This window comes from Paenibacillus sp. J31R120, assembly GCF_056269225.1.
In genome coordinates this window covers 99,274-111,534 of sequence record NZ_JBWDNN010000005.1, presented here as the reverse complement: position 1 = coordinate 111,534, position 12,261 = coordinate 99,274, and the positions used below count along the sequence as shown (strand labels likewise).

7 protein-coding genes are annotated in these 12,261 nt (G+C 52.1%); 4 read left to right on the top strand and 3 right to left on the bottom strand.

The features are described 5' to 3' along the window. The first annotated feature begins 122 nt into the window (after positions 1–122). The 4 genes from AC0YNW_RS18850 to AC0YNW_RS18835 all read left to right on the top strand — a co-directional run bounded on the left by AC0YNW_RS18850 (position 123) and on the right by AC0YNW_RS18835 (position 4,260). A complete protein-coding gene (locus tag AC0YNW_RS18850) occupies positions 123–458 on the top strand; it encodes a winged helix-turn-helix transcriptional regulator (RefSeq protein WP_475833257.1) in 336 nt (111 codons plus the stop codon). 76 nt (positions 459–534) lie between these two features. Beyond that, positions 535–1,620 carry an endospore germination permease gene (locus tag AC0YNW_RS18845; protein WP_475833256.1) on the top strand — a complete coding sequence of 362 codons (1,086 nt, stop codon included), beginning with the start codon at positions 535–537 and terminating at the stop codon, positions 1,618–1,620. Then, complete coding sequence (locus tag AC0YNW_RS18840) at positions 1,617–3,104, top strand: spore germination protein (protein WP_475833255.1); 1,488 nt, start codon at positions 1,617–1,619, stop codon at positions 3,102–3,104. Before AC0YNW_RS18845 ends, AC0YNW_RS18840 begins: the two co-directional genes overlap by 4 nt. Continuing rightward, a complete protein-coding gene (locus AC0YNW_RS18835) occupies positions 3,094–4,260 on the top strand; it encodes a Ger(x)C family spore germination protein (protein WP_475833254.1) in 1,167 nt (388 codons plus the stop codon). The genes AC0YNW_RS18840 and AC0YNW_RS18835 overlap by 11 nt, the downstream gene beginning before the upstream one ends. A 58-nt stretch (positions 4,261–4,318) precedes the next feature. On the opposite strand, the gene AC0YNW_RS18830 is transcribed toward AC0YNW_RS18835, so the two are convergent. The 3 genes from AC0YNW_RS18830 to AC0YNW_RS18820 all read right to left on the bottom strand — a co-directional run bounded on the left by AC0YNW_RS18830 (position 4,319) and on the right by AC0YNW_RS18820 (position 12,259). Further along, on the bottom strand, positions 4,319–9,826 hold the full coding sequence (locus tag AC0YNW_RS18830; protein WP_475833253.1) for a family 10 glycosylhydrolase: 5,508 nt from the start codon (positions 9,824–9,826) through the stop codon (positions 4,319–4,321). 421 nt (positions 9,827–10,247) lie between these two features. Continuing rightward, a complete protein-coding gene (locus AC0YNW_RS18825) occupies positions 10,248–11,258 on the bottom strand; it encodes a FecCD family ABC transporter permease (protein WP_475833252.1) in 1,011 nt (336 codons plus the stop codon). Next, entirely contained in the window at positions 11,255–12,259 is a 1,005-nt protein-coding gene (locus AC0YNW_RS18820; protein WP_387476026.1) for a FecCD family ABC transporter permease, read from the bottom strand. Before AC0YNW_RS18820 ends, AC0YNW_RS18825 begins: the two co-directional genes overlap by 4 nt. Positions 12,260–12,261 lie beyond the last annotated feature (2 nt).

The following is a 12,261-nucleotide window of genomic DNA, read 5'->3' as shown; positions in this document are numbered from 1 at the left end:
TTCATCTCTCATTGAATGTAGTATAATAAGTCAACTTTAAAAATGTAAGTACGCAAATGAATTGGACATTATCCAAAGAAATAGACTTACTAACCATAAGTAAAGTGAGGGATACGCGGAATATGAACGAAACGAAGCGCGAGGAGAGCTACCCCAGCATTTGCTCCGTGCTCGAAATACTGGGGGCAAAATGGTCATTTCTCGTCATTGCGGCTTTATCCAAAGGCACAATGAGATTCCAGCAGTTGCACCGCGAGGTAGCGGTCGTGCGGACCCAATCGTTGACGAATGTGCTTCGCCATCTGGAGCAAAGCGGAATTGTGCACCGCGAGGTCATTCCGACAGTGCCGGTATCGGTCCATTATTCTTTAACAGAGAAGGGGCGGGACTTTCAGAACGCGTTGAAGGAGATGGAGCGCTGGGCAGAACGCTGGCAGGATTACAAGAAGGCGGACTGATTCCAACATCTGCATAAGAAAGACTTGATTAGGAAAATATACCAAGTGCGACTCATGATGGCCGGAGGTATGTGTGATGGACTTTTCCTTCTCAAGAACGCAAATCGTATTTTTGATGATATTGACAGTTGGCATCTCCAATCATGTTCTCATTATTCCGCATCTGGTTCAAACGGCGGGGCGCGACGCATGGGTCAGCATTGCAATAGGCTATGGAGTGCTGATCGCGTGGAGTGCCATGCTGTACCGTATATTAAAGTCAATGCGGCAAGATTCATTCTCCGTTTGGCTGAAAAAGAAGATCGGCATGTTCGGCTATGCGCTGATCGGCGGCAGCATGCTGCTTTATTTCCTCATTGCCGGCATGATGATTATTTATGACACGACCAAAAACGTCAGCATTTATTTTTTGCCCAGCACGCCAAGCATCGTCATTATTGTCTGCTTTATCTTCATTGCCTTCAGCGCCGCCAGAACGGGCTTAAGAACGCTGATCTACCTGTCCGCCATGCTGCTGCCTATTGTATGGCTGCTTGGAATGGGCGTCTCCTGGATGACGATGAGCAGCAAGGACTACGGCATTTTGCAACCGTTTATGGTGGAGGGCTTGTCAGCCCAGCTCGGGGGCGGGGCGATTGTCGTCGGGGGCAGTTTTGACCTCATTATTCTGCTGCTGCTTCAGCACAGAATGAATAAACCTTTGAACTTTTTGACCATTTTCATTCTGCTTACGTTATTGATCGGCTTGATTCTGGGGCCAACCATTGGCTCTATCACGGCCTTCGGTCCGATTGAGGCGAGCAACTTGAGATTTCCGGCTTTTGAGCAATGGAGACTCGTCATGCTGGGTGAATATATTTCACACGTCGATTTTCTGGCTGCATTCCAATTGCTATCAGGCAGTGTTATCCGGGCGGGGGTATGTATCTATGTGCTGTCGGAAGTGGTGGTGGTCCGCAAGCCTAAGCCCCGCCAAATGATCCTGTTCATCGGCGCGCTGCTTATGTCCTTGCCGGCGCTGCTTCAAGTCAGCGACATTTGGATGCAGCAAGTCATCCACGACTACTTCTACAACTATGCTCTGATCTGGGGGATGGCGGTTACATTCATCCTGTTCGTCTTAACTTATATCACCCGTACGAAAGCAGGGCGGCCGTCATGATCAGCGAACGGAAGGAGAAGGAGCTGTTTGCAGAATATGATGCCGCTCTCAAGCAAGGAACGCTAAGTGCGGAGGGACTTAAGCAAGCGTTCTCCCGATATATGGACATCTATTACCCCGAAATTCCCGGCGCTGGGGAAGAGTCGGATATTGTTGCCTTGTACTGCGAAGGAATGACCGATAAACATCAATTGAATCAATACTTTTCGAGTGTGTGCCACTTTGTGAGCCGGGGGTCGATCGAGGATCTGGCGGATCATGGCGACATTCGGGAATTACCGCTGATGGACAAGGAACAGTCGATGACGATGATGGTGGAAGGATTGTTTTCGGGCAGCCTGGTGATTTATAAAAAGGGAGAACGCTATTTCTGGCTTGTCCACCTGTCCAGCGTGCCACATCGCCAGCTTCAGGAATCCAACACCGAAATATCGATTAAAGGCCCGAAGGACGCGTTCACAGAAGAGCTGTTTACCAATATATCGCTCATTCGCAAGCGGATGCACACCGGTCTGCTATTTACCGAGGAATTCGTAATTGGCAGTCTGAGCAAGACGCGGGTTGCCTTGATTTATTTGGACCATAGGGCCAACCGCAATGTGGTGGACGAAGCGCGCAAGCGACTTCAGACGTTCCGGACGGAGAGCGTTGTCAGCAGCGGGCAATTGGAGCAGTGGCTGTCGGATCGGACATTTTCTCTTGTCCCGCTTATCGATTACATCGGGCGTCCTGATTTTGTAACCGAGGCATTGCTGAGAGGACGGATTGCGATCATCGTAGATGGATCTCCAATGGTGCTGATTGGTCCAGCCAACTTTTTCGAGCTGTTGAAGACGCCGGAGGATGTTCATTTTCCATTCTATAATGTGGTAGTCCAACGCTTCCTGCGCATTATCGGCATTGCGCTCAGCATATGCCTGCCCGGCTTCTGGATCGCGATTGCTTCGGTCAATGTGGATCAGATGCCGTTTTCCCTCGTTTCTACCGTAGTGACCTCCCGCGAAGGCGTTCCGATGCCGATGTTTTTGGAAACCTTCCTGCTCCTGTTTCTATTCGAGCTGCTCAGGGAAGCGGGAGTCCGGCTGCCGAAGGCGGTAGGACAGACGATCGGCATCGTCGGGGGTTTGATTATCGGGGACTCCTTAATCCGGGCAGGACTCGCTTCACCTACGCTGCTGGTGGTCATCGCCATTTCGTCGGTTGCAACCTATTCGCTGGTCAACCAGTCGCTGTCGGGGAGCGTCAGTGTGTTCAGGGGAGGGATATTGTTCGTATCCGCTTATTTGGGCGTTTACGGCTTCTTTCTGTCCATCTTTGCGATTTTCATCTACTTCTGCAGGCTGGAGTCGTTCGGGCTTCCATTCATGGAGCCGATTGCGACGCTTAGATTCCGGGAATGGTTGTCAGCGCTCACGATCAATCCATTCAAACGGCGCGACTTCTCGTCGGACATGCTCAAGGAGATCAGGAAGGATGAAGAGTAGCATGAGGCGAACTTGGCTCGTTAAAGTCATGCTGGCGTTGCTGCTGCTTGCCTCCGGCTGTGATACCGACGTAAAAAATATTGAGCACTTAAATTATGTAACGGCGATTGGCGTGGATTATCAGGACGGGAAAATCTATACTTATATTCAATTTATCGATATGCAGTCCGAAGCGAAGACCTCCGAAGGAAGGAAGGAGGGGGCGAGAGTATGGATTGGAGAGGGATCTGGACGCAATTTCGAAGAGGCGGTGTTCCAGATCTATCAAAGTGCCCAGGAGAGAATATATTGGGGCCATACGACGGCATTAGTGTTCAGTGAATCGCTGTTAAAGCATGGGGTTGAAGCGGTGTATGACAGCATTACGAGGTATTCTGAGTTTCGGTATACGCCATGGGTGTACAGCACAAGGGGGTCTGTAAAAGCGATATTGCAGACAAAGGGGTTCTATGACCAGTCTCCGCTCAATACGATTCTGCATGTGCCCGAAGGCATCTATTCCCAGACATCCATTATTGAATCCATCAAGCTTCACCGGTTTGTAAGGGAACTTAGAGAGCCCGGGTATACATCCTGTATTCCTACATTAGCTTTGAATAAACGACATTGGTCCCAGAATGACCAGAAAAAGAATATGCTGATAATTGACGGAGCGGAATTCTATAAGGACGGTGAGCTGAAGGGTTTTGTGCCGATTAAGGATTTGACTGGCCTTCGTTGGTTGCAAAAGGAAACGATTCGCGCGGGAGTGTCCGTACCGAGTCCTAAGGAGCCTTCCGTCCAAGTAATAGTCAATCATCCAAAGTCCAAGCTTACTCGGATGCAAGGCGGGGCTTATCCGAAATTCAATATTTCAGTTCGCGGCAAGGGCTATGTCGTCAACCGGGTGGACAATACGTTAACCGTCTATCCGCAACTGACCGAAGCTACTGAGAGCGCCATCAGGAAGGAGATTCAGGATCTCTATGAAATAAGCGTGAAGAGGAAGCTGGATATTATGAATTTGGAATACCAGCTATTCCGACATCACTATGGAGATTGGCTCGCCGCGGATAACTGGGAATCGAGATTGTTGAACGGAGAAGCGATCGGGCAGATTAATGTCGATATTGCGATCAAGCATGCAAGCGCGGTGAAAAACCGGAGAAAAGAGTAGACGCCAGGGAAATAGCAACGCCCCGGCCTGCAATAAGCGGGCCGGGGCGTTGTTTTTGCTATTCGCTATCGTTTTCATTCAGCCATGCCAGAAGCAGTACAACTGCCTCCGCACGGGTAGTCATATCATTGGGGGCGAAGCGGTTGTTGCCTTTGCCCTGCATCAGGCCGGCTTCTACCGCTGCTGCGATGTAGCCGCGCGCCCAATCCTGGATGCTGTCGCTGTCGGAGAAGGACAGGCTGGCGTCTTCGATCGGCGTAAGACCCGCAATGCGTACGATCAATGCTGTCATCTCGGAGCGGGAGATCGCTTTGCCAGGACGGAAGGTGCCGTCGTCATAGCCTGTGATGAGGCCTGCGGCAACTGCCTTCTTCACGGAATCCATCGCCCAGTCTGGAATGTCGCTGCTGTCCTTGAATGCCGGAGCAGCGGAGGCGGAGATTTCTCCGTCAAATGCGCGTATCAGAAGCGTAATGAATTGCGCTCTGGTTACTTGCGCTTGCGGACGGAAGGTCCCGTCCTCATAACCCATGACGATTCCGCGTTTGACCGCTTCTTCGATGGAAGCTTTAGCCCAGTGGCTGCCAATATCGCTAAAGTCGATGCTTGGTTCCGGCTTCGGCTCCGGATCTGTGCCGCCTCCGTCGCCATCGCCGCCAGGCTCTCCTGGATTGCCCGGATCAACCGAGCTTCGGTAAGCCTGAACCTTTGCAGTGGTCGACAATGCGCCTACCGTAATTGTAATGGTTGCTTCGCCAGCCTTCAGCGCCTTCAGATTGCCGCTTGCATCTATCGATACGATAGAGCTGTCGCTGCTTTGATAGTCAATGCCGGCTGTCAGCGCTGACTTCTCTCCGTTGCTGAACAGTCCGTTGACCGTCAGCTTGCCTGTAGCGCCAATGCTCAGTCTAGCCGGATGGACAGCTTCCAGGCTAGTGATAAGCGGATCGTTCAGCGAGACGATGTTCATATTCGCATAATATGCATTCAAAATTTGCGTATACGTCCAGCCTTCCTTGCCCAGCATTTGCGCGCCGTATTGGCTCATGCCGACGCCATGTCCGTTGCCGCCGCCGTAGAAGGTGACGATTTCGATATCTCCTTTTTCTGCGGCTTTGATATCAAAGGTGAAGAAAGCGGAATACAGAATGCTAGGGTTTTTGACCGTTCCCGCCGGATCATAATCTGTCGAACCGCCCTTGGCTCTGTAGGCCAGAATGTCTTCCGCGCTGCCTGTATCGGCTTTGGTCGGTCGGATCGTGAAGCGGATGTTGTATTCTTTAATAATCTTATAAGTGCCAGTTGTGCCTTCAATGATCAGTTCCGTAATATTGCCGCCAGCGCCGCGTTTTGCTACGGACATGCCCAGCAATTCTCCGATGCCGTCTTCAGAGATCGGCAGGCTTGCGAAGCTGCCGTTTGACGTCTTCGTCAGGATGAAGAGCGGATCAGCCGCATGGCGAAGCTTGATGTTCTTGTTAATCGTTGCGGCCAGCTCATCAGCTGTCAGAGCTACCTTCCATCGGAAGAAGAGCGACTCCGAGTCGTAGCCGGTAAGCGACAGGTCCTTGTAGAACGCATGGACTGCTGCTTCGTCCGATGTATCGATGTTCAGCATATTATCGCTGTCCGGGTCAAATGTATAGCTTCTGGCAGTGAGGTAAGGAATGGCTGTACCAGGGAACTTGTTTGTTCCGGTATCCGCCCAAACCTCATGCTTCGATGCGCCATATCCGCCGGAAGTGGAGTAGAAGCGGGCATCGACCAGCATGCCGTCGCTCAGCATGATCAAGCCTGCTGTAGCGTCAACCGCTTGGCGAGTCAGCTCGTTCTCCGCGCTGTTGTTGAATACTTGGCTCAGCGTACTGTCGTCGATATGGAAGCCTTGATCTGCAAAACGGCTTACCATGTAGTCCGTCAGCGCGTAAGTTCTTGCAGCGATAGATTGCGCCTTCAGCGCCTCCAGGCCGAACGATGCCGGCATCTCGCTTGGCACGACCTGATACAGGTATTGCTCCATGTTCAGCTCGTTGACGATTCTCAGCTTGTCGCCTTCAGGCGATTGGAATACTTCCAGTACGCCGCGGTATTTCGGCTTGCCCTGTGCTCTCGTCAAGGATGAGATCTCAACCAGGGAGCCGTCAGCTGGCGGCAACATGTAGATGCGGTTCTCGGTGGACAACAAAGTTTTGCCCTTTTGCTCAACAACCGTTTTACCGTCTGCGATCGTGAAGACGATCGGGGCGTTTGCTTCCGCTTTTACGCTATTTCCGCCAATTTTGTCCGAGATGGAGACGGACGCTGTCGCCAGCATTTCGATCCGGGTATGATTCAACTGCGTCATATCCGTAATATCGGCGATGCTGTTACGGATACCGACGCGCATCGTATCTCTTGGCGTCTCGCCGTTCAATGTGATTTTGCTGATTTCGCCCTTATCGTTTAGGGTGAAAACTGCGTTCTCGGCGCCGACGAGTACCTCACTCAGCAAGCGGGTAACGGTGCGTGCCGGGAACTTCTGTTCAATGATGACATTGGCGGCAAGCTTCAGTATGCCGGAGCGCTCCAGCTCAATCGTGCCATTTTTCGAATCCTTGGCCATAACTTTCTCTTTCAGCGTGTCGCCCGGCGCGTAAGCCAATGTCACTGCGTTGCTTCCTGTACTTTCATTATGCAGACGGTCCAGTGCAGTAATGGCGTACGTATAGGTTTTGTACTCATCCATGTTGCCGTCGACATACAATTGCTCGGCTGCCCCGGGTTGCTTGCGGAATGTTCCGATCAATTGGGTCGGGTCATGGATATCCGGTGCGGCAGTACCCTCTTGTCTGTAGATCGCATAATACGTTGTATCCTGGCTGCCTGCGGCATCCGTGAAACGAAGCTCGGCAAGGCCTTCCTCCGACAGCTCGGCGGCATTCAGCTTCGGTGCAGCCGGAGCGGTGTCATCCAGCCAAGGCATCGTCGGCGCCAGTGCAGGGTAGCGGTACAGGTCATTCATCATCGTATCCTGCATGCCGAGATGGTTGGCGATAACATCCTTCGCGCTGAAGAACATGCTGCCCTGTATGTCTTCCGCAAAGCTGCGGTTGAACTTGATTTGATTGACCATTTCCAGCGGATCATCCCAAGTCGGCACGCGATAGATGGCGTGGCCAATGTACAGATGAGCGTCGGCATCAGCCGTTACGCCGCGCCACCATTCTACGACTTTCTCATAAGCGGCAGGTCCGTTGCCGAAGTGCCAGTAATCCTGCGGCGCGATGTAATCGAGCCAGCCTTTGTCTACCCAGCCCTTTGTATCGGCATAAAGCGCGTCATAGCTTTGCAGGCCGTTCGTATCGGAGCCGGCAGGGTCAGTCGATTTGTTGCGCCAGATGCCGAACGGGCTAATGCCGAATTGGACATAAGGCTTGCTTCTTTTGATTGCGTTGGCAAGGCCCTGGATCAGGGTATCGACATTGTTTCTGCGCCATGCGGCTTTGTCGGCGAAGTCTTTGCCGTAGGCTGCGTACTGGGCGGCATCCGGGAAGTCGACTCCTGTAACCGGGTACGGGTAGAAGTAATCGTCGAAGTGAACGGCGTCAATATCGTAGTTGTCGACGACTTCCATGACGCTGTCGATGACGAATTGCTTCGCTTCAGGCACGCCCGGGTTGAAGTACAGCTTGCCGCCGTACGATACGACCCAGTCCGGATTTTTTTTCGCCGGATGATCCTCTACCAGCTTGTTGATATCATCGTGCATGCTGATGCGGTAAGGGTTGAACCAGGCATGGAACTCCATGTTCCGCTTATGCGCTTCCTCCAGCATGAAGGAGAGCGGGTCATAGCCCGGGTCTTTGCCTTGCTGGCCGGTCAGCCACTCGGACCAAGGCGCGTACTTCGAAGGGTAGAAGGCATCCGCTGTCGGCTTAATCTGTACAATGACGGCATTGATGCCGGTCGCCGCAAGCTCATCCAGCAGCGCTATGAAGTCGCTCTTCTGCTGCGCTTCCGTCGTTACGCCCTTGCTTGGCCAGTCGATGTTCTCCACAGATGCGATCCAGGCAGCGCGCAGCTCGCGCTTCTGCAATTGCTGCGGAGCGTGGACGATCAGCAGATGTTCGGTCAGTTTATCTTCGAATGTGGCGCGAATACGGGTCGTTCCCGCTTTTTTGGCAGTGACCCCACCGTCCGCATCCACAACGGCAATGGTAGGGTCGCTGCTTGTAAAGACGGCGTTATCCGTTACGTTCACCTCTTCATTCAGTAGGGTGTAAGTTGCCAGTACATTCGCTTGTGCTTTGTCGCCTTCGGTAAGAGGAATGAGTCCTGCAATGCGGATGATTTGGAGCGCAGGCACCGGTTTTGTAATGACGACATCGATAATTACAGTAAGTCCTTCAAGCTCTGCCGTAATCGTGACAGCGCCTTCATTTTTGGCAGTAAGCAATCCTGTAGCGGACACTTCTGCAATCGCCTCATCGCTGCTTGTGTACGTTACATGCTCAGATAGGCGTACAGGTTCTGTCTGGCCGCTATAGAATGCGTATGCGCGAAGCTGCTCTGTCTCGCCAGTGTTGAGAGCTGAGCGGCCTTCCAGCTCAAGGCCTGCGAGTACAGCGCCACTATCCGATACGATCAGCTCATATGTAGCTTTGTTCGAGCCGTTCGTTGCCGTAATGGTCGTCGTGCCATTGGCAACGGCTTGAACCAGTCCGCCTGCCGTAACCGTCGCTACTTCAGGAGAGCTGCTGCTGAATGCCGAGCCGTTTGTTGCATCAGCACGCGTGCTGCTTCCGTTGGAAGTTGCAAGAACGGAGGCCTGCATGCTATCGCCAGGCTTCATCTCGATTAGACCCGACAGCTCGATAAAGGCAGGATTGCCGCTGGTATAGATAGCGGATACTTGGTCGAAGTAGACCGTGCCTTTGTTTTTGTTCAGGTTGTTTGTTTCCGCGATATAAATCTGCCGCAGTTCGATTGGCTGCGGAAGCCCTTGCGGAACGGAAGCGGTTACATATTGCCACCCAGTCCAGCTAAAACCGCCGGTCGAAGTAAAGTCTGACGTATGTCTCACGCCGTTGGCATCCTCGAATTGCGCTCGGAGCCAATGCTTGCCTCCATCGCCGTATACCCAGGCGCCAATTCGTACCGGATAACCTTCAAGCACCCGGTCCTCGTTTTTGTTAAAGTGCAGGTAGGCAGCTGAAGTGCCTTCATTTCCTGTGAAATCGTAATCAAATTTACCCGAAGCCTGGCCGTACATGACGGGCCCTGGACGGGTGCTTTGTTCAATCTTTGTGGAACCCGGTATGGTGCGCACCTCGGCCACATACAAATCGGATATATCTTCAAAATCTTCAATCACGATGTGATCGGCAGCAGCTGCGGCTAGCGGAAGTACAGCTGCGGGCTCGGAAGCCTCTTCTCCTTCATCTGGTGCGGTTTCGGATGCGATGTCCGGATCAGCAGGCGATTGCTCCTCGGCGGCATAAGCCATGCCGGAGAACAAGCTTCCCCAAAGCATCATCATGACAATCAGAATGGCTACGTTTCGGTTGGTTTTCCTGTGAAGGTACAAGCCAACACTTCCTTTCTCTCAATGTGGATAACGTCAAGCTGTTCATGAAGCCACTTACATAAATCGTTAGATTCATATTTTTATCCAAGCAAAAACCAGGATGAACCATGGGCCCCCTTTCTAGGTAATAGAATACATCTTTCGAAATAAAATTTCAAAATATATTTTATTTTTAGTATAAAATTTCCGAAAATAAATGTACATCATGCAAAAAGGCCCGTTTTAACGAGGTTCTTTGGGCTTAGCTGTAAGAACGAATCTACAAATTCCAACAATAAAACCTGAGAGATTCGAACTAGAAGGGAGGAGGAGTATGAAGGGGCAAGGCGAATTTTATAGCCGGATACGAAAAAAACCTCCAAAGCTCACTTGTTCAGTGGCTTTGAAGGTCTGGACCGCAGCTAGCTAGCTGTGGAAAAAATCATGGTTTCTTTAGCAGCAGATAGGCGAAATACGGTACGCCGATCAGCGATACGACGACACCGGCCGGAATGCCGTCCGGGTCGATCAGATTACGGCCTATCGTATCTGCGATAAGAAGCAGCAGCCCGCCCATCAGGATGGAGATGGGAATAAATAATTGGTTGCGCGGGCCGACAAGCGCCTTTGCGATATGCGGAGCCATCAGCCCGACGAAGGCGATGCCGCCCGTCACGGAGACGGCGGAAGCCGCAAGCCCTACGGCAGCAAGCAGCAGCATAATGCGTTCCTTCTCTACCGAGAGTCCAACGCCGATGGATACTTGCTCGCTGAGGCTAAGCAGGTTCAGCCGGTACGCTTTGTATAGCGTAAAGGGTATGAGCACAATCAGCCAAGGGAGAAGCGCCCAGATGAACGGCCAGTCGGTGCCCCATATATTGCCCGCGATCCACTTGGCGATGAAATCGACCTTTTCGCGTTCTGCGGAAGAGATCAGCACGATCATCACGCCCGACAGTGCCGTCGAGAAGCCGACGCCTACGAGAATGAGCCGGATCGGGTTGAGGCCTTCCGATTTGCGGAAGGAGAACAGATAGATCAGCGTAGCAGTCAAGAGCGCACCAACGAACGCTGCGATCGGCAGCATATAGACGAAATTGCCTGGATCGATAGGGACGAACAGGAAGAATAGCGCTACCGCTACACCTGCGCCGGAATTAATGCCGATAATACCGGGATCGGCGAGATCGTTTCTCGTAATGGATTGCAGAATAGAGCCGGACAGCGCTAGCGCCATGCCTGCAAGCACCGTAATGATTATTCTTGGCATTCGAATATCGAACAGAACGAATTTCTCTTTGAACGAGCCGTCGCCTAGCAATGTAGGCAGTATCCGATCGTAGGTGACCGAGGAATAACCGAGACCCAGTCCGATAAAACCTGTCACCAGAATAAGCGCAAATGTGACAGCGATGATTATAATGGTTTTGCGAATAACAGCTTGCTGGATCATGAGATCGATCTCCCTCCTTTATGTACAACGAACAGGAAGAAGGGCAGTCCAAGCACGGCAACGATGGCAACGACAGGCGTCTCATACGGAGCATTAATCAGCCGTCCGAACGTGTCAGCCAACATCATGAACGAAGCGCCGAAGATCGCAGACATCGGTACGATATAACGGTAGTCAGTACCGACTACCCGGCGGACGATATGCGGAATCATAAGGCCAATGAACGCCAGATTGCCGACCAGTGCGACCGAAGCGCCTGTAAGCAATATGACGGTAAAGAACATGAGGAATCTAATTTGCGTCAGCTTCTGGCCCAGACCGACAGCCACTTCCTCGCTCAAGCTTAGAATGGTGAGCTGCTTCGATAAAATAATGGCAATCAGGACGCCGAGGCCAACAACGGGGCTGATTAATGCGAGCTGTTTCCAGTTCGTGCCGATTAAGCCGCCGGCTGTCCACATGGACACGTTTTTGGAAAGCTTGAAGGTGAGAGCGACACCTTCAGTCAAAGCGATCAGGAAGGTTGATATTGCTGCGCCGGCAAGTACGACGCGAAGCGGTGAAAGCTTGCCTTTGCCGGAAGCGCTTAGTACGATGACGAGAATCGAGCCGAACGCGGCACCGATAAAGCAGGCGATCATCATGCCAATGTAGTTCAGGTTAGGTACGAAGGCAAGAGCAATGGCAAGCGCAGCCGTCGCGCCTGACGTTAGGCCAAGCAGTCCCGGATCGGCGAGCGGGTTGCGAGTCACGCCTTGCATGACGGCCCCGGATACTCCGAAAGCGGCGCCAACTAGCGCCGCTCCGAGTTCTCTGGGCAAGCGGATTTCCTGGATGATCAGGATGTCCTTGTTCAGATCCGTAAAGGTAATGGCGCGCCATACATCCAGGATGCTGATATTGGCTGCTCCGAGCGTGATGGAAAGAACAAACATGCCGGCAAGTAGAACAATGCCGGCAATCCATTTATATACCATTGGAATAGCTGTTTTTTTGGTCATGG